Genomic DNA, 20,930 nt, shown 5'->3' on the forward strand with positions numbered 1-20,930 from the left:
TTATGGCTTAGCCGGCGGTTCCTTGGAAGACGGCTGCCCGGACTGCGGCGGGGCCGTTTCTTCCACGGTGTAAACCGATTCGATCAGTTCAGCGTTGACTTTGACTTTGTACTTGAAGGTCAAGCTGTCTGGGGACCATTGTCCGGACACCAAGCTTCCACCCAGTGGAAGCCTTCCGATCTCTTCCATCGACTGCTGCTGTTCAGCTTCGCTGTTTGCAGCCGGAACCCGATAGATCACAAGCTGATCTCCCTCCGAGGAAGCCATGTATCGCGCATTCGGCGATGTCCATTGTTCCGGAGCTCTCATGATGCCCATCATCTGATCCGCCGGCTCTGTCGATTCCAGCGCTGCCGCGCTGCCGCCCTCATCCGCTGCCGGATCCTGGGCCGGCGGCTGCGTATCCGCATTCGGAGTGGCAGGTTCCTGCGGCGGAGACACGGCGTCCGAGCTGCCGCCGTTGGCTGGCTCGCTTTGATCGGATGGCGGTTCTGCCGATCCGGGATTATACGAATTGGCGTTGGCCGAATGGGTTGAGGTTTTATCATTCGATTCGACCGGGGCTCTCATGCCAGCCGCCGGATTCGATTCGCTCGCGTTCGGGTCACCGGAGTCCTTCGGCTGTCCGTTTCCTTCACCCGACGCGTTTGGCGGATCCGATTGTTCCTTGGCCGTCTCATCGCTTCCGGTTTCCTTCGAAGGCTCGTCTTCGGAAGGAGTGGCCTCGTTCATCGGAGCGTAGCCTTCGGCCGAGCCCGAACCGGCATCCTTGTTCATGATTCTCGGCTCCTCGGATGGATGCTCCGCTTCAGGTGCGGCATCCGGCAGCCCTGCACTTGTCGTGCTTGCTTCCTCGTTATAAGGAAGCTCGGCATCCGACAGCATTTTCGGCTGATAGTTGAATATCGCCACTCCCAAGATAACGGCCGCGGCGGCAGCGCCGATTGCGGTTCTGCCTGCGATGGTGCCCCACCAGCTGCCGGCTCGCTTCGTCCGGCCAAGCTCCGGCGTCATCTCGGAAGACTTCTCATTTTTCGCTGCCTGCTCATCCATGAGGCTGCCGCGTTCAAGGTCGATGGCAACCAGTTTGGGCATAATCGCATCCACCAAACTGACAGGCGGAGACACGGCCGGCAGATCCTCAAGCTCACGATTCAATGCTTTCAATATTTGAAAGGTTTCCGCACACTCCTTGCAAACAGCCACATGCTGAAACATCTCAGCCGTCTCCTCCGGAGTCAGATCCCGGTCCAAATACCGGTGCATGCGTTCCACCACCTCTTGGCAATTCATCCTGATACACCACCTTTCTGATGCTCATGCAGCATGTTCTGCAGCTGCTGCCTGGCCCTGAACAAATACGATTTGACCGTGTTCAGCGGCAAATTCAGGCAGTCTGCGATTTCGTTGTAGGATAAGTCCTGCAAATACCTAAGGACGATGACCGTACGGTGATGATCCGGCAGCTGATTGATGGCCTGCTGAATATCCTGGGCAATGTAGCCCGACATGACTTCTCTTTCGACATCCTGGCTGTCCTGAAACACCAGATCATGCTCGTCAATGGACACCGTCGGCTTGTTCCTGCGGAATTTATCGATGCAAATGTTGGTTACGATCCGCTGAACCCAGGTCTTGAACTGCGCTTTCTCTTCATAGGAATTGATCTTGGTGTACACGCGGATCAATGCCTCCTGAGCAGCATCCATCGCATCCTGTTCATTGTTCAGAATATAATAGGCCGTTCGGTAAACATGTTGCTCGATTTCTCGCAATAGGGTGATTAGAGCGTCGCGATCGCCCGATTGAGCGGCTCTGATGAGTCCCTGCTCCACCACAGTGGATCCCCCTCTCCCTGCATACATACAGACGGAAATGATGACAAAAATGTTGCAGTATGTAACCTATGAATTTTTAAGAAACTTCATCTAACTATACCAAATATATAGAGCAACGTCATCCGCCTGTTATTTCATACCACATCGATCATACTACGATTCAGGCTATTCAGGACAGACCCTCTAAGGATTTAGTCTGGATCGCACTTTTATGGCTCCGTCCTTTACGATCATTTGAATTTCGCCATGCCGATTGGTCTGGTATATCACCGATCGGTACTGCTCCAATCGGGCGACCACATCCGGGTGGGGATGCCCGTACCTATTGTTAACGCCGGCGGAGATGACTGCAGCCCTCGGCTGCCAGGCGTCCATCCACCGGACTGACGTGGAGGTTTTGCTCCCGTGGTGGGCAACCTTCATCACATCGATCGGTTCATTTAATAACGGCAGGCCGCCTCCATCCGTACGCTCTTCCATATGAAGCAATATTTTTTGCTCTGCCGCTTCGTCCGTATCGCCGGTGAATAAAAACCGGCATCCGTTCATGTGAAGCACGAATACGAGCGAGGCATGATTTTGCTCCTTGACCAGGGATAATGCCTGGCCGCTCTCGCCGGACGGTGACGTGACCGGGGACAAAAACCGGATTTCCGTGTCCTTGCCAAGCTTCCATTCCATAAGATCCGCTCCGGCGCGATATACGGGAATATTCTTCCGAAGGGCGATCGCCATGCTTTGGCGAAAGGCGTCCGAATCGGTCAAGCTGCCATTAAAGACGATGGAATCCACAGGAATTTCACGGAGCACGGCTTGGAGTCCGCCGATATGATCCTGGTCTCCATGGGACATGATTACAGCGTCCAGCCGGTGCACGCCCCTTTTTTTCAACAAGGGAACGACGACCTTCTCCCCGACTTCGTATGGAGACTTTCGCTCCTTCCATGCATCCGAAGGCTTTCGGAAGCTGAGTGTCCCGCCGCCGTCAATAAGGATATGCTTGCCTTCCGGCGTTGTGACCAGGATCGAATCGCCCTGTCCCACATCCAAAAACTGCACCAAGCCCGCCCCGTGCAGGGACGAGGGGCGATAGCCATCGAACAGAAGCAGGCACAGCGCAAACGCTAATACCGCAGCAGCTGTCCTTCCCCCGAATCGAACGATATAATCGCTCATCCGCCAATAACCTCTCCACCGAAGCGCGCCGGACAACCGGTCCAGCAGGGGAAATATCCCCGCCGCCTCAACATGATTCAGGCGGTCTCTTATCAAGGCTTCCTTCCGTGCGCCATCCAGGGGCACCGTATCATCGGTTGGCTGTTCCCTGAACTGGCGGATCGCCTCGGCTCTCTTGCTTAATATATGCAGCAGGCCGTACAAGAGCGCAAAATATACAATGATCCACAGCAAGTCCGGCGAAGGCCAGATCGTCATCAATGCCGAGCCGTTCATCCAGCCGACCAGCCGGAACGTCAAATCGTTCAACCATTCGGTCAGACCGGCGATCCAGCCTGCTCCCCGCATCCAGACCCAGCTTAACAGCAGAGACGTCATCCCCAAAGGGAGCACGATCAAGCTGATAACTGGCACCAACAACAAGTTCGCGGCGACGGATACGAGCGAGAATTGATTGAAGTAATAGATGGTCAGCGGAAAGGATACCCACTGGGCAACGAGGGTAACGCCGGCCGTCCCCGCCAGCCAGCGGGGCATAAAGGACAACAGCGGCATTATCTTTGGCACAAAGATCATGAGCCCGGCCGTGACGATAAAGGATAACTGAAAGCTGACGTCGACCAGAAAATATGGATTGTACATCAGCATCGCCAAGGCGGCAGCGCTTAATATATGCAAGCCGTCCTTAAGGAGACCCCGCCTTGCCGCATACAGTCCGATCATTCCCATAATGCCCGCCCGGACAATCGATGGACTGGCCCCTGTCAAGAGGACGTACGCAGGGAGTAGGCACATCACCACCGTAAGCGAGGCTTCGCGCGTCAGCCGGAGCGTAGAGCAAATAAACAGCAGGCATCCTACAATAACGGCTACATGCATGCCGGAGATCGCGAGGATATGCGTCAGACCGAGCCTTGAAAATTCCGAGAATGTATCAGGATCCAAATCATCCCGATTGCCGATGACAAGTCCCTTCATATACCCTGCATGAACACCGCCGTACAATTGTTCCAGCCGATCCCCGAGCGCTCCGCGCAAGGAATCATTCCAGCGCAGGATATGGGAGGCGCGCCATCCGTCCGGTGCCGAAGCCTTTACCTGGTCAGCCCCTTTTACCTTCACGATCCAATGAATCTTCTGCGTGCGCAAATAGCGGCGATAATCGAAGCCGTCAAAATTACGCGCGATCCCCGGCTGCTGCAGCTCGCCTGACACATGAACGGAATCTCCGCGCTTCCAGCCTGCCGCGATATTCTGTTCCGCCTGCTCCAGCAGCCGGACCTGAACCATGACGGTGTCTGCCGTCTCCATCGAATTGCCCGGCAGCTTAGCTGGATCCCGATTCACTGCATCCGGCGGCAGTATTCCTTCGATCTCCGCATGGCGCAGCGATACCGTAAAATCCGCGCGATCCCCGTCAATCGCCACCTCCGAAGAGATAACACCGACTCCTGAAATCGGAATCGACTCGGCTTCCCCGCGTTCTAGGGCCGGGACATGCAAATCGGACACGTTCATCGCGTCATGCCACTCCCAGTAAGCAGCGGAACAACACAAGGAGAATATCATGCATATCGTATAGATTTTTCCGACCCGCTCCCATTGACAAACCACAAGCAGCAGAAGCAGAATACCGGCCGCAGCCAGCGCCATCCTCCATCCGGAGGTCAGGCAGGCGATACTGCTTCCGATTACCCATAGCACCGTAAAGACTAGCAGCGGCCTACGCCTCATCATTCCGACCTTCCTTTCCCGAATGCATCATCCCGTTAATTACAATAGAAAAAGAACCCCTGCCTGCAATCCACTGCAAACAAAGGTTCTTCCCCGCATCGCGATTATTCGTTTGTTCAAGAACGTCTCTATTCCTTCACCGCCATCATCGTCTCCCGCGGCGGCTCATACCCCGATAGCTGCCGGAACAGGATCCCCTTCTGCTTCATCATGTTCGATACTTTCTCCGTATCCTTCGGATACGGGCGGTGGAATACCACCTCGACGATTCCGCTGTTGGCCAGCATGTTGGCACAGGTCCAGCAAGGCTCGTCGGTTACGTAAACCGTGCTTCCTTCCCTGTCGATCCGGTCGGTAAACAGCAGCAAATTTTGTTCTGCATGAATGGTTCGAATGCACCGCTGCTTCTTCACTACCGTTTCCTTCCCGTCCTGAACAACAAGCTCATAGTCCTCGGCGATCATGCAGCCCGCCTCCGAGCAATCCGGAACCCCCATCGGAGCTCCGTTATAAGCGGTTCCGAGAAGCTTCTTGCCCTGCACGAGCACGGCCCCGACATGGCGCCGCGAGCATTGGGATCGGGTGGATACCATATAAGCAATATCCATGAAGTATGTGTCCCAATCTTTCCGTCGATCCGTATTCATCCGTCATTCACCTGTTCCTTATCAATGTCTCCTTTATTGTAGCACACAGCTAAAGTTCAACGTAAGGCTTCATCTTCTCCAGCATTTTGGGACCGATGCCCTTCACGTTCATTAAATCGGCCACGCTGCGAAACGCCCCGTGCTGGTTCCGGTAATCGATAATGGCCTTTGCTTTAGCCTGCCCTATGCCGGGCAGCTCCATCAGCCCGGCGGCATCCGCCGTATTCACGTTAATGAGGCCGGACCTCGCGCCGGCCGCAGGCAGCGAAGATGAGCTTTCTGTAGGAGTTGCCGCCTCGGCGGGAGGTGCTGCCGCCTCGGTGCCCAAGCCTGCCGGAGGCGCACCGGAGGAAGCTGCAGCGGGGGGCGTCGCCGCGTCCGCATCTGCTTGCGCAGGAGCTTCTCCTTCGGAATGAGCTTCATTCTTGCTGGACTGGGCGGCGACAGGCGCACCCTCCGTTGCCGCCTTCGCCTCAAGGGCTTGCCCGCCGGACCCTGCTTCACCTCGGCTCGCCTCAGTACGGGTTCCAGCACCTCCGGCCGGCGGGGCTTCCCCTTCCGGATGATTCGCGGCAATCGCCTGCTCAAGCTGATCATTTAGAGGCTGCCAGCCCTGAATTCCTTTCTCCGGACCGCCGGCAAATAGGATCAGTACGCAGCCCAAGGCCGCGGCCGATACACTCCATCCCACTGGAATACGCCTCATCTCTTAAATCCTCCTTTTCATGATAAACATGATTTGCTCATCCAGACTGTGAAGATTTTTCGATCTCAAACCGCAAATTCGTATCCGAACCCGTCATGAATCGCCATCCTTGCCGCATACATTAAACGTAGTAACGGTACATTTCTGCCGTAAAGCGCGAAAGGAGGGGACGTACACATGAAGGTTGGTTTTATCGGTACGGGCAGTATGGGCAGTCTATTGATCGATGCCTTCATTCGATCGGGCGCACTCCTGCCCGAGCAAATTCGGGTCAGCAACCGTACGCCCGAGAAAGCCCAGCAGCTGTCCAAGAGACATCCCGGTCTTACCGTGTGCAGCTGCAATAAGGAAACGGCTTCGGAAAGCGATCTGTTCTTCATCTGTGTCAAGCCGCTCGAATTCAAATCCGTCATCAGTGAAATCAGGGACCGGCTTTCGGAGCACCAAATTGCGGTATCGATTACAAGCCCTGTCCAGCTGATTCACCTGGAATCGGCGCTGCCGTGCAAGGTGGCAAAAATCATACCCAGCATTACCAATATCACCGGAGGCGGAGCTTCGTTATGTATGTATGGTTCCCGAATAAAAGAAGAAGACAGGCAGCTTATTCAAAGCCTCCTGTCTTATATCAGCAGGCCCGTTGAGATTCTGGAATCGCACACGCGAATCACTTCCGATTTCTCCAGCTGCGGGCCTGCTTTTTTAAGTTTGTTCTTGGAAAAATGGATTGACGCTGCCGTCGAAATGACAGGGATCGACCGCGGCACGCTCAATGCCCTGGCCGGCGAAATGCTGGTCGGCACAGGGAAGCTGCTAACGGAGGAGGGCTTCTCCCCCGAACAGCTTCAGGAAAGGGTCGCGGTACCCGGCGGCATCACCGCTCAGGCGCTCATTTTACTGAACTCGCACCTGAACGGCTTGTTCTACCAATTGATCGAAACCACACACGACAAGTATGAGGAGGATCTGGCAAAACTGGACGCCGCATTCGGCTTCTCGGTTAACCGGCCACGATATTGACCAGTTTTCCCGGAACGGCAATGACTTTGCGAATGCTCTTGCCTTCCAGCGCCTGCTTGACATTTGGAAGGGAGAGGCTATGCTGCTGCATGGCTTCTTGATCGAAGTCTTTAGCAATTTTGGTGCGGTCCACGATTTTTCCGTTCACCTGGACGACGATTTCCACCTCGGCTTCTACGGTCCAAGCCTCATCGTATTCCGGCCAAGGAACATACGTGATGCTCTCGGTGTGTCCCAGACGGCTCCACAGCTCTTCAGCCAGATGAGGCGCGAGCGGGGACAGCATTTGAACGAAATTCTCCATCGCCTTCCGCGGGAGCTCATCCGCCTTGTAGCCCTCGTTGATGAAGATCATCAACTGGCTGATTGCGGTGTTGAAGCGCATATGCTCGATATCCTCGGTAACCTTCTTAATCGTTTTGTGCAGGATCCGTTTCCATTCGTCGGAACCTTCCCCGTCCACGATTTTTGGATTCAGTTGGCCGTCATCGCCAATGAACAGACGCCATACGCGGGAGAGGAAACGATGCGTGCCTTCAACACCGTTCGTGTTCCATGGCTTGGTCGCTTCCAGCGGCCCCATGAACATCTCGTATACCCGAAGCGTATCGGCTCCATATTCGTTCACGATATCATCAGGGTTGATGACATTGCCGCGGGATTTGCTCATTTTCTCATTATTGTTGCCGAGAATCATGCCTTGGTTCACGAGCTTCTGGAACGGCTCCTTCGTATCGACGACTCCGAGATCATAGAGCACCTTATGCCAGAATCTTGCGTACAGCAGGTGAAGCACCGCATGCTCGACGCCGCCGATATACAGGTCTACCGGGAGCCATTCCTTCTGCTTCTCCTTCGAGCACAGCTCATCCGGGTTATGCGGATCGATGTAACGGAGATAGTACCAGCAGCTGCCTGCCCATTGTGGCATCGTGTTGGTCTCGCGGCGGGCTTTCATGCCCGTCTCCGGATCAACCGTCTCCACCCATTCCGTCACATTCGCCAGCGGAGATTCGCCGGTGCCGGACGGTCTGATCTGATCCACGTCCGGCAGCAGCAGCGGCAGCTGGTCTTCCGGAACGGTCTTCATCGTTCCGTCCTCCAGGTGGAGAATCGGGATCGGCTCGCCCCAGTAGCGCTGACGGCTGAACAGCCAGTCGCGCAGCCGGTACGTGACCTTCTTCTTACCCTTGCCTTCTTTCTCAAGCCACTCGTTCATGGCCTGAATAGCAGCCTCATTGTCCATTCCGTTGAGGAAGCCGGAATTGACGTGCTCGCCGCTTCCGGTGTAAGCTTCTTCCTCCACGTTGCCGCCCTTCACCACTTCAATGATCGGAAGCCCGAATTGCTTCGCAAACTCCCAGTCGCGGGTATCGTGGCCCGGAACGGCCATGATCGCGCCGGTTCCGTAGCCGGCGAGGACGTAATCGGCGATCCAGATCGGCAGCTTGGCGCCGCTGGCAGGGTTGATGGCATAAGCCCCGGTAAAGACCCCGGTCTTGTCTTTTGCCAGATCCGTACGCTCCAGGTCGCTCTTGCGGGCTGCCTGATCCTGATAAGCCTTCACCGCTTCCCGCTGCTCTGGGGTCGTAATTTTGTCCACCAGCTCATGCTCCGGTGCCAGCACGCAGTAGCTTGCGCCGAAGAGGGTGTCCGGACGGGTCGTGAACACTTCCAGCTTGGCGTCATGCCCATCGATATCAAACCGCACCTCGGCGCCGACCGATTTGCCGATCCAGTTGCGCTGCATGTCCTTCAGGCTTTCGCTCCAATCCAGCTCATCCAGATCCTCAAGCAGCCGGTCCGCATACTCGGTAATTTTCAGAATCCACTGCCGCATCGGCTTGCGGACGACCGGGTGGCCGCCGCGCTCGCTCTTGCCGTCAATGACTTCCTCGTTCGCAAGAACCGTACCCAGCGCTTCGCACCAGTTCACCGGCACCTCGGCTACATAAGCAAGGCCCCGTTTGTACAGCTGGATGAAGATCCATTGCGTCCATTTATAATAGTCCGGATCCGTCGTACTGATCTCCCGGTCCCAATCGTAAGAAAATCCGAGCGACTTGATCTGGCGGCGGAAGTTATTGATGTTCTGGATGGTGAATTCGCGTGGATGCTTGCCTGTATCCATCGCATATTGCTCTGCCGGAAGGCCAAACGCGTCCCAGCCCATCGGATGAAGCACGTTGTACCCGCGCATCCGCTTATAGCGGGAAATGATGTCGGTGGCCGTGTAGCCCTCCGGGTGCCCGACGTGAAGACCCGCTCCGGAAGGATACGGGAACATGTCGAGTGCATAAAATTTCGGTTTGGACGAGTTGTCCTCGGTTTTAAAGGTTTTGTTCTCTTCCCAATACTTCTGCCATTTCGGTTCAATGACCTGCGGCTTATAGCCGTGGCCGGCTGATTGTTGATCCGTCATACTACATAGCTCCTCCTTCACTGTCGAACGGACAAGGCTGTTAATGCCGCTGTCCTGAAAACAAAAAAAACCTCATCATCCATAGCGCTGACGCTAGGGACGAGAGGTTTGATTCCCGTGGTACCACCCTAGTTAGTGCAAGGCATGCTTTGCCTTTCACTCCCTTTGCATCCTTATCGCGGATGAGACGGCGACGTTTCATCGACCGACGGATAAATAAGCATTCTTAAGATCCGAAAGCCGGGTTCGCGCCGCTGCTCAGAGGCGAGTTCATCCCTTGCGTCAACCGGCTTCCACCAAATGCACCGGCTCTCTGCATGATCGCATACGGAACTACTAGTCCCCTTCATTGCATTACTATGATTTCCATTTTAATGTGGCTATTATACCCAAAAAGCCGCGCCAAGTCAACGGAGTTCGCCCTGGGACTTGCGGTAATGCTCCGGCGCCGTTCCGACCATCGTCTTGAACATCCGGCTGAAATGGGCCAAATGCTTGAAGCCGGCCGCCCGGCTGACGTCCGTAATGCTCATATGGGGGTGCAGTCTCAGCAGGATTTTGGCCTGGTTAATTCTTCGGTGGTATACATATTTGAATACGGTCGTTCCGGTGACCTCCTTGAACAAAGAGGACAAGTAATGCTTCGTAAGATGCATGTCCCTGGCAATTCGGTCCAGCGTCAAATCCTCCATGTAATGCTCTTCCACAAACGAGACGACGTGCTGTACATGGCGCTCCTTATCAGAGATCGAATCCTGCTGCTGCACTTCGCTTTGACACCAGCCCGCAATGACGTACAGCATTTCCTGAAGCCGAAGCTTCAATCGCTCCTGCTTGAAAGCAGCTTCCGCCCCCCGCAGCCGGTTCATATCCTCCAGCAGCCGCTCAAACTCTTCCCTCCTCTGCCCAGTCAGCGTCATCCGGTGATTGCGCAGCGTTTCGAAGGGATCCAGCAGGACCGATCTTGCCGATTCGGGCAGCTCCCTGCACACCCAGGCGGGATCGAAATGGATAATGCTCCGGACATAGCGCGAACCCGGCTCCACATTCGGGCAATGCAGCGTCAACCCGTTCATCAGGAGCAGGTCCCCGGGCTTCAGCGCAAAAACGGAGTCTCCGATCAGATACGTGCAGCGTCCTTCATGAAAATAATAAATTTCGTAAAAAGCGTGGGAGTGGAAAGTCCCGCCGGATAAAGGCCGGTCATTATAGCAGCCGAGTTCAATCGGTTCCCTCAGCAGCATCCGGTCAAAGCCCGGCATCCAGGATGGTGGAGTCGTCAACCGCGAAGACATGTGGGAATCCCCCTTATCGAGGTTATGAATCAATTCCCCGGGAATTTTGGCGGGGTCTCCCTTTATTATAATGGATTTATCCGATCCGCACGGCTAAGTTTTGGGCCTTGACGCACAGCTCTCCCGCTTTGAAGGCATGCTCCTGGGTCATGGCGCGCTCCGTCCGCTCCAGGCAATCGAGAATCAGCTCACCGAAGAACGGATAGCCGACCTTCCCCTTCAGCTCCATATGGAACTCCCCGTCCTTGTTCACCAAGTACAGATGATCACCATGCGGGTGTCTGGCAATGTCGATATACTTGCGAAGCTCAATATATCCGTCCGTGCCCAGGATGAAGGTTCTGCCGTCACCCCATGTCCCGAGTCCCTCCGGCGTCAGCCAGTCGACCCTGAAATAATTCGTCGCCCCGTTGTCGCCAAGCAGCGTGGCATCCCCGAAATCCTCGAGCTCCGGATACATCGGATTCGCATAATTGCCGACCTTGCTGCTCAGCACCTGGGCATCCCTGCAGCCTGCATAAAATAAAAACTGCTCGATCTGGTGGGAGCCGATATCGCATAAAATGCCCCCGTACTGCTCATGGCGGAAAAACCAATCGGGACGCGATGCCGCATTCAACCGATGCGGGCCTGTGCCGAGCACCTGAACCACCCTGCCGATCGCTCCATCCTGAATCAAGCGTCCGGCATGAACCGCGCTCTCCACATGAAGTCGTTCGCTGTAGTAAACCATGTATTTTCTGCCGGTTTCCGCCGCTTTCGCCCTGGCGGCCTCTACCTGCTCCAGCGTCGTAAACGGCGTTTTGTCGGTAAAATAATCCTTGCCATGCGACATCACCTTGAGCCCAAGCCCGCAGCGTTCCGAAGGGATCGCCGCAGCCGCGACCAGCTTTACCTCCGGATCCTCCAATATTTGCGCTTCGGAGGAAGCCGGCCGTACGCCGGGGTATGCCTCGCAGAATGCTTTTACCTTCCCAGGGTCCGGGTCGTACACCCATTTCAGCGTGGCCCCCGCTTCGATAAGACCGTTGCACATGCCGTAAATATGTCCATGCTCCAATGACATGGCCGCGATCGTGAATTCCCCGGGCTTGCAGACCGGCTGGGCTTTGCCTACCGGCGCATATCGCATTCCATCACTCCGGTTCATATTGCTGCCTCCCCTATTTCTTGTATTTAGTAGGTTCCGAATGTTTTGCTCATATCGACGGGGCCGATCTCCCGCACCGTCTTCTCTCCGGTCGAGGCGGCGATCCGCTCCTGCAGAAGGTTATAGTACAGATCCTCATCCAGCGGCAGATCCACCCAGTTATCCGTCCACGTGGACAGATGCATTGCATTCGACAAGGTAAGTCCATGGATTCCCTCTTCGCCCGGAGCGATTAACGGGGTGCCGTGCAGAATGGCATCCGTAAAATTTTGAATAATGCCGTTATGCTGCGGATTGTCTCCCACGATCGGAACGTCGCACTTCCAGCATTCCGGTTCGCCGAAGCCGCCGGTATACTGACGGTTGAATTCCGGCTCCGGCACCCGAAGTCTCCAAAAAGTAAGATTGCCGTTTTCGATGACGATTTTCCCGCGGTCTCCCGTCACTTCAAACCGGTTCGTGCCCGGCGCTTCGCCGGTGGTCGTGATGAATACGGCGGTTGCGCCGTTTTCGTATTCCGCGTAAGCGGTCACGTCGTCCTCGACCTCGATGTTGCGATACTTGCCGAACGCGCAGAATGCCCGAATTCTCTTCGGCATCATGCCTGTCGTCCATTGCCATAAATCGAGCTGGTGCGGAGATTGATTGATCAACACGCCGCCGCCTTCGCCGGACCAGGTCGCACGCCAGCCTCCCGAATCGTAATAGCTCTGGGAACGGTACCAGTTCGTCACGATCCAGTTCATGCGCCGGATTTCGCCGAGCTCTCCATCCGCAATCAGCTCCCGCAGCTTCTTATAAAGCGGATTGCAGCGCTGATTGTACATGATGGAGAACACTTTGCCGCTTGCAGCCGCTGCGTTATTCATCTCGCGGACCTGCTTGGTATAGACGCCGGCCGGTTTCTCGATCAGCACATGCAGCCCCCGGTTCAGCGCTTGAATCGCTTCCTGCGGATGCCCGTAATGCGGAGTTGCAATAATGACCGCGTCCACCTCTCCTGAAGCCATCATCGCATCCACGTCGCTAAAGATCCGCACATCCGAAGGCAGCGTCTCTTTGGCTATCTCCTGCTTGGCCGGATTAAAATCGCATACGGCGCTAAGACGTGCTCCCGCGATCCGTCCAGCCGCGAGCGACTTGGCATGCGAGAAGCCCATTCCGAGACCGATTACACCTATACGAACTTGTTCCATACTGCAATCCTCCCTCATACATTTCATATCTTCCGTTACGCATCTATAAAAATAAATCCAATTATTCGTTACGCGAATTGTTTATCTTCGCTCCACTGCTTCATCTGCTCGGCAAAGCGAAGCAGCATCTCGGTCGAATCGTACGTGCCGCTAAAATCCTCGATGCCGAAATAGCCGTCATAACCAACAGACTTCAAATCCTGGATAACCTGACGCCACGGAACGGCGCCTTGAGCAAGCGGCGTCCATTCCCCGGTCCACGTTGCCTCGCTCCCGTCCTCCGACGGATGCTTGCGATAACCGCCATTTTTCACATGAACATGGGCCAAGTAAGGACCGAGCAGCTCCAGTCCCATGCGATAATTTTCGTAGCCTTCATGAACCATATTTCCCGGATCGTACAATACGCCGACATGCTGAGGAGAGCAATGGGATACGAGCCGGTATGTAAGCCCGGCGCTCGGCGTAATGGTGTTATGGTGCGTCTCGACCAATGCCTTCACATCATAAGCGGCTGCCAAATCCTCCACTTCCAGCAGGTATTTTACAGCTTGCTCGTACAGCTCATTGTAGTTGACGCTGCGATTGTAAGCCGGAATGCCGGCGCGGATGAAAGAGGCTCCTACCAGCTTGGCTGCCCTCATCACTTTCTCCGTTTCCGCCAGATCGCCGCAGGTTAGATACGGAACGACCGCAATGCTCTGTCTGCCGTGCAGCTCCGCCGCCTGCTTGAATCGCAGCCAATCCTGCTCCGTCCCGCCGGGATCCATGGAGCATTGATTATGCCTCCAAAAGGAAGGCTGCTCCTCCTCGGCGCCGGGCGGGATTTCCTTAAAACGCCATTCAATCCCTTCGATACCGGCATCGGCTGCGGCCTTGGCCAGCTGTTCAGGCTGCAAGTCGGGGGTTGCAACCGTAAATACAGACATTTTCATGGTACGCTCATCCTCTCATGTCCCCTATCATCACCGGGGGAATTTAACTATCATTGGACTCTCGAAATCCCGCCTTCCAGAGGTTACAACATTAGATACATCTATGTAGACAGCGCTGTCATTATTGCAATGGCCGGATATGACCCATCGTAGCATAGTCCGATCTGCAAACCTATAGCTCCGTCTGTGTACCTTAACCACAATCAAATAATTAGCCTAAAAAGCGTTTCAGATTATAATGGGTGCGCCGACCGCCTGTCAGTGGTCCCTGCAGCAATTTGGCTTGTCGTCCGAGCGTCGCTGATCATCGTGCAGCAGCCATCATTACCCCGCGTGCTGGGAGAGGCAAGTCGGATGCCTTTGCAAACGCAAAAAAGTCCTTCATGCATAAAGAGACTGCCCCAAAGTCAAATGACCTTGAGGCAGTCTCAACATGATATAAGGTTTTCCCGTAATCTTATTTTATGGCTACAAAGAACAGACGGGCAGCATCGTCGCCGGCTTCAACCCATTCGAAATCGGCGTAGCATTTGACATCACGGAAGCCTGCTTTGATAAGCTCTACCTTCATCCATTCCGGATCATATCCTCGCTGGATATGCGTTTCTTCAAAGCGGCGGTAGACGGCAGGGTCCTGATGATCCCGTGCAAAAATGGTCAAATGATGCTCGATTTCACATCGGGGCTCATCCAGATCGCAGGTCCATATGTAAGAGACCTCCCGCTCATCCAACACGAATGGCTGCTCCGCATCATACCGGATCAACGTGTTCGGATGGTGCACGTCAAACAAAAACGTTCCGCCTTCCTTGAGCCCTTGGTACGTGCGGACAAAGGCGGAACGAATATCCTTCTCCTCCAGCAAATAGTTGAAGCAATCGCAAAACGAGATCACGGAATCAACGGGCTCCGGCAGCTCCCAGGAACGCATGTCCTGCTGAACCCAGCGGACGCTCCCTTCGCGGAACAGCCGGCTGCCCTGCGGCGATCCTTCCAGCTTCCGCCTGGCAACAGACAGCATATCGGCCGACAAATCAATGCCCGTCACCTCAAAACCGGAGTTGACCAGCGGTATCGTAATGCTTCCGGTTCCGCAGCCGAGCTCCGCGATGCTTCTCGGCATGCCATGCTTGTCCCAAGCCGTTCTCGCAAAGCGGATCCAGTCGGGGTATGGCATATCTTCCATAAGCTGATCATATACGTAAGCAAACTTTCGGTAAGACAACATGCTGACACCACTTTCCCAGAAGCTTCTTCTTCGGTCGCTATTCAGCCGAACCGGAATTCTCCTCTTTTTTCACCAAATACGTCCAGCTTTCCTTCTGTGTGACAAGGCCATCCTTCATCAATTTCCCGAGCGCACGCTTAAATGCAGATTTGCTGATGCCAAAGCGCTGCTTGATAATTTCGGGCGGTGTTTCATCGGAATAGGGCATTGCGCCGCCCGGCCGTTCCTTCAGGAACGCCAGCAGCCGGTCTGCATCATCGTTTCGTCCGATCTCTTTGCGCGGAACCATCGACAGATTCACCCGGCCGTCCTCGCGAATATGGCTCACCCGTACGCGCACCTCTTCACCTAGACGAAGAAGCCGCGTCCGCTCTGAGGCGTGGATCATGCCGATCGCTCCAAAGCCGACCACACCTCCGTCGACGATCACGAAGGTTCCCATCTGCAGCGGCTTGTATACCAGCGCCGTAAACCATTCGCCCATCCACGATTTCGGCGCGTGGAAGGCGAGTGGAGCGAGCTCCTGCTCACCCGCCAGCTTGGCGCGCAGCCTGCCTTGCTTATCATGCTCCATCGTTACGAATACATGATCACCCACCTGAGGATGCAGCTCTTTCATTTCGGGCAGCTCCCGGATCGGTAGCAGCAGCTGCCTTCCGAGTCCCATTTCCAGAAAACAGCCGAGCCGGGGATGAACGTCCGCCACCTCCAGCTTTGCCGTTTCACCAAGGGTAAGCAGCGGCTTTTTCATCGTTGCTGCCAAACGGTCTTCGGTATCGAAGAAGATGAATACCTCGACGGTATCCCCAGGAGCAATGCTCCCGGTCACTTCCGAATAGTGCAGCAGGACATCCCGGTCGCCGCCATCAAGAAAGTAGCCATAAGGCGAAACCTCCCTGGAAACCGTAAGCTGGACGATCGTGCCCGCGATCAAGCTCATACGTTCTCCACCACTTTGGCATCCGACCACAAGCGCTCAATGTTGTAATACTCGCGCTCGTCCCGGTGGAAGATATGGACGACAACATCCCCGATGTCCATCAGCACCCAGCGGGCAGCATCCATGCCTTCCAGTCCCCGAAGAGCTACGCCTTTATCATGGATCCGTTTGCGGATTTCCGTTGCAATTGCCTGAACCTGCGTATCCGAATTCCCGTGGCAAATAACAAAATAATCCGCCACAAGCGAGATGCCTCTCAGATCCAGAACGACCAAATCGTTCGCTTTCTTATCCTCTGCGGCCTCAACCGCTATATTTAACAATTCTTCCGGTTTTATCGTCATGAATTCGCCTCCAATTGCTTAATGAGATCGTTGCGGGCTAGCACCGTCAACGGAAAAATAATCTGTCTGCGTGACAGCAGATGTCCAATCGTCGAATCAAACCCGGCTGCGAGCGCCTCTTCAAGGCTATGGTTGGCCAGTTCCCGAATATTATTCACACCGGGGAAATCCCTCCCCGGCTCCACATAATCGGCCAGGCACACCACCTTGTCCAGCAGGCTCATCCCGACTCGGCCCGACGTGTGATAGCGGATAGCATCCAGCACCTCGGTGTCCGTTACCCCATAATCCCGCTCTGCGACGATCGCGCCCACTTCGGCATGCCACAGCTGCTTGTCATATTGGAGTAGCTCCGAGGACTCTCCCTGCTCCTCGAGCACCTCCCGAAGCTTCTCAACCGGCCAGTACTTGGCTACATCATGTAAAATCGCTGCCAAATCCGCTTTCTGGGGATCGGCCCCGAACCGGTTCGCCAAAATAACGGCCGTCTCCATAACGCCCTTCGTATGCTCCCAGCGCTTGGCCGGCATCTGGGAGGAGACGGCTTCGATCAAATCTTCACGGCTGTACACCATATATACCGCTCCTAACAATATAATCGTACACGCGATCCGGCACCATGTAGCGGATGGATCCGCCGGCGGCCGCCCGCTCCCGGATCATCGTGGATGAAATCTCGATCAGCGGCATTTCCGCGATCCTTACCACCCGTCTAAGAAAATCCGGCAGCGACTCTACGTTCAGCTTCGTCCCCGGACGGTTGACCCCGATGAACGTCAGCATTCCCGCTAGCTCCTCGATCCGGTTCCACTTCGGGAGATACTCCACCATATCCGCTCCGATGATAAACGAAAAATCGTGCTCGGGATACATCTCGCGAAGGGCCTTGATCGTATCGACCGTATAGGAAATGCCGCCGCGCTTGATTTCAAGGTCCAGCGTGCGGAAGGACGGGTGGCCGGCAACCGCCTCGGCTGTCATCTCCAGCCGCATCATCCCGGTGACGCCCGCATCCTCCTTATGCGGAGGAATATGGCTCGGCATGAACCACACTTCCTCCAGGCCATAAGCGACGCGCGCCGCCTCAGCCGCCAGCATATGTCCGATATGAACAGGGTCGAAGGTTCCCCCCATGATCCCCACTTTCATTCGGCTCACCTCCCCTAGTCAGAGGACTATGATACTCTGAACACCGATCTTGCTTTAAGGCAGTTCGATCGTCTTATGATCCTTCGATTCCTTATAGAGAACAATCGTCTTTCCGATGACTTGGACCAATTCGGCCCCGGCACCTTCGGCCAGCTCCTCAGCGATGTCGCGAGGATCCTCCAGGCAATTGTTGAGCACCGAGATTTTCAGCAGCTCCCGCTTCTCAATCGCTTCTTCGATGTGGCGGATCAAATGCTCATTGCTGCCGCCTTTGCCTACCTGGAACAGCGGGTCCAAATGATGGGCAAGCGAACGTAAGTGTCGTTTTTGCTTTCCTGTTAACATGCTTGGTCATTACCCCTTAATCATCATCTATACAAGCCTATCGCTTGTTTAAAAACTATATTGTAGCTTTAGCTTACCCATTAATCAATAAACAAAAGAATGAATCCTTATAGCAAGCTTGCGAGTACCGCTTCCTTCATCGCCTCCACCGGCGCCCTGAGGCCGGTCCAATATTCCAGGGCATAAGCCCCCTGATTAATGAACATGCCCAGTCCCCCGTGCACGGTGCAATTCCTCTGCTCGCTCTGCAGCAGCAGCTCGGTCTTCAGCGGATTATAGATCAGGTCGCTGACGACCGCCCCCTCAGGAATCCATTCCGGATGAACCGGCATTTCTGAAATTCGGGGGTGCATGCCGACTGAGGTCGTATTAATAATAACCTCAGCTCGCGAAAGCACTTCCTTCGCATGCTCTTCGCCGCAGCCGTGAAGCTCGGCCATCGTTCCCCATTCCTGCGCAAGCGCCTTGGCCTTGTCTTCGGTCCGGTTAATGATGGAGATCGATTCCGGCTGTTCGCCGATCAAGGCATAAATGATGCCTCGGGCAGCGCCGCCGGCGCCGAGCACCGCGATGCGCTTGCCCTTAAGATCCGGGCAAGCCTCCTCCTTCAGGGAGCGCACATACCCGATTCCGTCTGTATTGTAACCCGTCAGCCTGCCGTTATCGTTCACGATCGTGTTTACGGCGCCGATCCGGGCAGCGCCCTCGTCGATGGCATCCAAATACCGCATGACTTCCACCTTATGGGGAATCGTTACGTTCACTCCGCGAAATCCGAGCGTCTTGACCGACTCGATCGCATCCCCCAATCTTTCAGGCCGAATATGGAGCGGAATGTACGCCCCTTGGAGGTTTAATGCGGCAAGCGCCGCGTTATGCATGGCCGGCGATTTGGAATGGCCGATGGGATCCCCCATGACGCCGAGCTTCAAATAATCGGTGCCGGCTTGAGTTTCCTTCATTGTATTTCCCCCGTCTCTCCCGTGAGTAAACCGTCTTCAGTCATGAAGACGCGTTGACGACGCAATTAAATCAGCGAAGGACGAGCCAGCACCTTGACTCCCTTCGGCGCATGAACGGCCACTAGCGCTCCCTGGTCGCCATTGACCTTGATCCAGCCAAGGCCGGAAATGAACACATCGGTCCGGGAGCCTTTCGGGATCCGGATTTCATGCCTTGTCCATTCCGGCAGCTCGGCCAGCCTCTCGCGGGTCGGCGGAGAGAGCAGCTCGCCCGCATGCTCTTCGAACAACGTGTCCGCCCGTTCAAGCTTCGTCCGGTGAATGTTGAGCCTTCCGCTGATAAAACACGTGAACGATTGATGGACTCCCTGCACGAAATCAAAGCGGGCAAAGCCGCCGAAGAACAGGGTTTGGCCTTCATTCAGCTGGTAAACGGCCGGCTTCAGCGGATTTTCCGGCATGACCTCGCGCAGATCCTCCCGGCTCACGATTTCACTGTAACGCCAAGGGTACACGATGCCCGGAGTATCGATAATATCTCGTCCGTCATCCAGCGGAATATGGACCATATCCAGCGTGGTCCCCGGGTAGCGGGAGGTTGTCAGCTCCTGCTCCAAGTCGCTGTAGTCGCGTATTAAGCGGTTGATCAGACTGGACTTTCCGACATTGGTGGCACCGACGACATATACGTCCCGGTCTCCTCTGTGATAGGCAACCGTTTCAAGCAGCCGTTCAAAGCCCTGATTTTTCTTTGCGCTGCACAGAACGATGTCCTCCGTCTTTAACCCATGTTCCTTACATTGCTTCTGGACCCAATTCAGAACCTTATTCCAGTTGGTCACCTTCGGTAAAAGATCGGTTTTATTGACAGCCAGTATAACCGGATTATTTCCGACAAAACGCTGCAGTCCCGAAATCAGGCTCCCTTCGAAATCAAAAAGGTCCACAATATGAATGACAAGGGCATTCTTTCCGCCGATCTGCCCCAGCAAACGTAAAAATTCGTCCTGATCGACGGCAACCGAGGACGCTTCATTATAATTTTTGATTCGGAAGCAGCGCTGGCAGATGACCGGATCGCGCTCCCATGCCTTCTCCGGCAAATACCCCGGCTGATCCTGGGCCTCGCTTTGAAGCCGGATTCCGCAGCCGCTGCATTTCTTGATGTCTTCGCCTGTTGGCAAGGTCATGATTTCGGTTCCTCCTCAAGCCATAGTCCTTTTTTGCGCAGCCGGGTTAACGCGATCCGCTCCACCCGGCGGTTCACCATACGCGTAAACCAGCCCTCGTCGTTAATGGCGATGGGCATCACCAGAACCGTATATAGACCGAGCCGGTTTCCGCCGTATACGTCGGTCAGCATTTGATCGCCGACGACAATCGTTTTGTCCGCGGTCAGCTCCATCATCTTCATCGCCTTGCGGAACGGGGCATTGCTCGGCTTCCGGGCTTCATGCACATATTGGATATCGAGCGGTGTTGCGAATTTCGACACCCGTTCGAGCTGGTTGTTTGAAACGATGATCAGCTGGAAGCCGATCTCCTTCACTTTCTTAAACCAGTCCACGAGCTCCGGCGTGGCGAGCGGCGCTTTCGCACCGACGAGCGTATTGTCGAGATCCGTAATGATTCCGCGATATCCTTGCTCGTACAGCTCTTCCAGATCAATATCGAAAACCGTATTGACACGGAGCTTCGGAATTAGCATTTCAAACAATTTCGTCACCTCAATTTCATACGAAAAACTATACCATAATCCGGTTCCGTAGTAAAAATAATCACGAACAAAAGCACTTGAATCGCTGATGCCGAAATGTTCAGCAAAAGACCACCGTCATCCCAC

General features: G+C 54.9%; 20 protein-coding genes and 1 other annotated feature. Of the genes, 1 reads left to right on the forward strand and 19 read right to left on the reverse strand.

The window, feature by feature from the left end:
- The 5 genes from NSQ46_RS21335 to NSQ46_RS21355 all read right to left on the reverse strand — a co-directional run bounded on the left by NSQ46_RS21335 (window position 1) and on the right by NSQ46_RS21355 (window position 6,101).
- Complete coding sequence (locus NSQ46_RS21335) at window positions 1-1,293, reverse strand: zf-HC2 domain-containing protein (RefSeq protein WP_007129377.1); 1,293 nt, start codon at window positions 1,291-1,293, stop codon at window positions 1-3.
- The gene (locus NSQ46_RS21340) at window positions 1,290-1,838 is read right to left on the reverse strand and encodes a sigma-70 family RNA polymerase sigma factor (protein WP_007129376.1); all 549 of its coding nucleotides are present in this window, start codon (window positions 1,836-1,838) and stop codon (window positions 1,290-1,292) included. The genes NSQ46_RS21335 and NSQ46_RS21340 overlap by 4 nt, the downstream gene beginning before the upstream one ends.
- A 183-nt stretch (window positions 1,839-2,021) precedes the next feature.
- A complete protein-coding gene (locus NSQ46_RS21345; protein WP_210095251.1) occupies window positions 2,022-4,751 on the reverse strand; it encodes a ComEC/Rec2 family competence protein in 2,730 nt (909 codons plus the stop codon).
- A gap of 125 nt (window positions 4,752-4,876) precedes the next feature.
- The gene (locus tag NSQ46_RS21350; RefSeq protein WP_210095250.1) at window positions 4,877-5,395 is read right to left on the reverse strand and encodes a cytidine/deoxycytidylate deaminase family protein; all 519 of its coding nucleotides are present in this window, start codon (window positions 5,393-5,395) and stop codon (window positions 4,877-4,879) included.
- 49 nt (window positions 5,396-5,444) lie between these two features.
- Entirely contained in the window at window positions 5,445-6,101 is a 657-nt protein-coding gene (locus tag NSQ46_RS21355) for a helix-hairpin-helix domain-containing protein (RefSeq protein ID WP_251536978.1), read from the reverse strand.
- Window positions 6,102-6,278: 177 nt separating this feature from the next.
- Between NSQ46_RS21355 and comER the strand changes: the two genes are divergently transcribed.
- Complete coding sequence (gene comER, locus NSQ46_RS21360) at window positions 6,279-7,121, forward strand: late competence protein ComER (RefSeq protein WP_007129372.1); 843 nt, start codon at window positions 6,279-6,281, stop codon at window positions 7,119-7,121.
- On the opposite strand, the gene leuS is transcribed toward comER, so the two are convergent.
- The 14 genes from leuS to NSQ46_RS21430 all read right to left on the reverse strand — a co-directional run bounded on the left by leuS (window position 7,102) and on the right by NSQ46_RS21430 (window position 20,804).
- Complete coding sequence (gene leuS, locus NSQ46_RS21365) at window positions 7,102-9,543, reverse strand: leucine--tRNA ligase (protein WP_007129371.1); 2,442 nt, start codon at window positions 9,541-9,543, stop codon at window positions 7,102-7,104. The two genes, comER and leuS, sit on opposite strands and share 20 nt — an antisense overlap.
- 92 nt (window positions 9,544-9,635) lie before the next feature.
- Window positions 9,636-9,902: a binding site (T-box leader), on the reverse strand.
- 48 nt (window positions 9,903-9,950) lie between these two features.
- Window positions 9,951-10,838: an AraC family transcriptional regulator gene (locus tag NSQ46_RS21370; RefSeq protein ID WP_007129370.1), complete on the reverse strand. Its 888-nt coding sequence runs from the start codon at window positions 10,836-10,838 to the stop codon at window positions 9,951-9,953.
- Between the two features lie 76 nt (window positions 10,839-10,914).
- On the reverse strand, window positions 10,915-11,988 hold the full coding sequence (locus tag NSQ46_RS21375; RefSeq protein WP_007129369.1) for a Gfo/Idh/MocA family oxidoreductase: 1,074 nt from the start codon (window positions 11,986-11,988) through the stop codon (window positions 10,915-10,917).
- Window positions 11,989-12,014: 26 nt separating this feature from the next.
- Window positions 12,015-13,184: a Gfo/Idh/MocA family oxidoreductase gene (locus NSQ46_RS21380; RefSeq protein ID WP_007129368.1), complete on the reverse strand. Its 1,170-nt coding sequence runs from the start codon at window positions 13,182-13,184 to the stop codon at window positions 12,015-12,017.
- Between the two features lie 68 nt (window positions 13,185-13,252).
- Window positions 13,253-14,119, reverse strand: coding sequence for a sugar phosphate isomerase/epimerase (locus NSQ46_RS21385; RefSeq protein WP_210095248.1), 867 nt, complete (start codon window positions 14,117-14,119; stop codon window positions 13,253-13,255).
- 457 nt (window positions 14,120-14,576) lie between these two features.
- Window positions 14,577-15,347, reverse strand: a complete 771-nt coding sequence (locus NSQ46_RS21390) for a class I SAM-dependent methyltransferase (protein ID WP_007129366.1) — start codon at window positions 15,345-15,347, stop codon at window positions 14,577-14,579.
- Window positions 15,348-15,384: 37 nt separating this feature from the next.
- Window positions 15,385-16,287 (reverse strand): S1-like domain-containing RNA-binding protein, encoded by a 903-nt coding sequence (locus NSQ46_RS21395; RefSeq protein ID WP_210095247.1) that lies wholly within the window; start codon window positions 16,285-16,287, stop codon window positions 15,385-15,387.
- Window positions 16,284-16,631, reverse strand: a complete 348-nt coding sequence (rsfS, locus tag NSQ46_RS21400; protein ID WP_007129364.1) for a ribosome silencing factor — start codon at window positions 16,629-16,631, stop codon at window positions 16,284-16,286. The genes NSQ46_RS21395 and rsfS overlap by 4 nt, the downstream gene beginning before the upstream one ends.
- Entirely contained in the window at window positions 16,628-17,206 is a 579-nt protein-coding gene (gene yqeK / locus NSQ46_RS21405) for a bis(5'-nucleosyl)-tetraphosphatase (symmetrical) YqeK (RefSeq protein WP_210095246.1), read from the reverse strand. The genes rsfS and yqeK overlap by 4 nt, the downstream gene beginning before the upstream one ends.
- Window positions 17,190-17,780 carry a nicotinate-nucleotide adenylyltransferase gene (locus tag NSQ46_RS21410; RefSeq protein ID WP_007129362.1) on the reverse strand — a complete coding sequence of 197 codons (591 nt, stop codon included), beginning with the start codon at window positions 17,778-17,780 and terminating at the stop codon, window positions 17,190-17,192. The genes yqeK and NSQ46_RS21410 overlap by 17 nt, the downstream gene beginning before the upstream one ends.
- Before the next feature lie 54 nt (window positions 17,781-17,834).
- A complete protein-coding gene (yhbY, locus tag NSQ46_RS21415) occupies window positions 17,835-18,125 on the reverse strand; it encodes a ribosome assembly RNA-binding protein YhbY (RefSeq protein WP_007129361.1) in 291 nt (96 codons plus the stop codon).
- Between the two features lie 107 nt (window positions 18,126-18,232).
- Window positions 18,233-19,087, reverse strand: a complete 855-nt coding sequence (gene aroE, locus NSQ46_RS21420; RefSeq protein WP_007129360.1) for a shikimate dehydrogenase — start codon at window positions 19,085-19,087, stop codon at window positions 18,233-18,235.
- A 65-nt stretch (window positions 19,088-19,152) separates the two neighbouring features.
- A complete protein-coding gene (gene yqeH, locus NSQ46_RS21425) occupies window positions 19,153-20,277 on the reverse strand; it encodes a ribosome biogenesis GTPase YqeH (protein ID WP_210095245.1) in 1,125 nt (374 codons plus the stop codon).
- On the reverse strand, window positions 20,274-20,804 hold the full coding sequence (locus tag NSQ46_RS21430) for a YqeG family HAD IIIA-type phosphatase (protein ID WP_007129358.1): 531 nt from the start codon (window positions 20,802-20,804) through the stop codon (window positions 20,274-20,276). Before NSQ46_RS21430 ends, yqeH begins: the two co-directional genes overlap by 4 nt.
- Window positions 20,805-20,930: the final 126 nt, after the last annotated feature.

Origin of the sequence: Paenibacillus sp. FSL M8-0142 (assembly GCF_038597315.1) — a bacterium.
Lineage (GTDB): Bacteria > Bacillota > Bacilli > Paenibacillales > Paenibacillaceae > Paenibacillus_AQ > Paenibacillus_AQ lactis.

Bases quoted from the DNA above. Each gene is read 5' to 3' on its own strand.
- NSQ46_RS21375 (WP_007129369.1), bottom strand. From the start codon at position 11,988: ATGAACCGGAGTGATGGAATGCGATATGCGCCGGTAGGCAAAGCCCAG.
- yqeK (WP_210095246.1), bottom strand. From the start codon at position 17,206: ATGGTGTACAGCCGTGAAGATTTGATCGAAGCCGTCTCCTCCCAGATG.
- aroE (WP_007129360.1), bottom strand. From the start codon at position 19,087: ATGAAGGAAACTCAAGCCGGCACCGATTATTTGAAGCTCGGCGTCATG.
- NSQ46_RS21385 (WP_210095248.1), bottom strand. From the start codon at position 14,119: ATGAAAATGTCTGTATTTACGGTTGCAACCCCCGACTTGCAGCCTGAA.
- NSQ46_RS21355 (WP_251536978.1), bottom strand. From the start codon at position 6,101: ATGAGGCGTATTCCAGTGGGATGGAGTGTATCGGCCGCGGCCTTGGGC.
- comER (WP_007129372.1), top strand. From the start codon at position 6,279: ATGAAGGTTGGTTTTATCGGTACGGGCAGTATGGGCAGTCTATTGATC.
- NSQ46_RS21370 (WP_007129370.1), bottom strand. From the start codon at position 10,838: ATGTCTTCGCGGTTGACGACTCCACCATCCTGGATGCCGGGCTTTGAC.
- NSQ46_RS21390 (WP_007129366.1), bottom strand. From the start codon at position 15,347: ATGTTGTCTTACCGAAAGTTTGCTTACGTATATGATCAGCTTATGGAA.
- rsfS (WP_007129364.1), bottom strand. From the start codon at position 16,631: ATGACGATAAAACCGGAAGAATTGTTAAATATAGCGGTTGAGGCCGCA.
- NSQ46_RS21380 (WP_007129368.1), bottom strand. From the start codon at position 13,184: ATGGAACAAGTTCGTATAGGTGTAATCGGTCTCGGAATGGGCTTCTCG.
- NSQ46_RS21335 (WP_007129377.1), bottom strand. From the start codon at position 1,293: ATGAATTGCCAAGAGGTGGTGGAACGCATGCACCGGTATTTGGACCGG.
- yhbY (WP_007129361.1), bottom strand. From the start codon at position 18,125: ATGTTAACAGGAAAGCAAAAACGACACTTACGTTCGCTTGCCCATCAT.
- yqeH (WP_210095245.1), bottom strand. From the start codon at position 20,277: ATGACCTTGCCAACAGGCGAAGACATCAAGAAATGCAGCGGCTGCGGA.
- leuS (WP_007129371.1), bottom strand. From the start codon at position 9,543: ATGACGGATCAACAATCAGCCGGCCACGGCTATAAGCCGCAGGTCATT.
- NSQ46_RS21410 (WP_007129362.1), bottom strand. From the start codon at position 17,780: ATGAAAGTGGGGATCATGGGGGGAACCTTCGACCCTGTTCATATCGGA.
- NSQ46_RS21350 (WP_210095250.1), bottom strand. From the start codon at position 5,395: ATGAATACGGATCGACGGAAAGATTGGGACACATACTTCATGGATATT.
- NSQ46_RS21395 (WP_210095247.1), bottom strand. From the start codon at position 16,287: ATGAGCTTGATCGCGGGCACGATCGTCCAGCTTACGGTTTCCAGGGAG.
- NSQ46_RS21345 (WP_210095251.1), bottom strand. From the start codon at position 4,751: ATGATGAGGCGTAGGCCGCTGCTAGTCTTTACGGTGCTATGGGTAATC.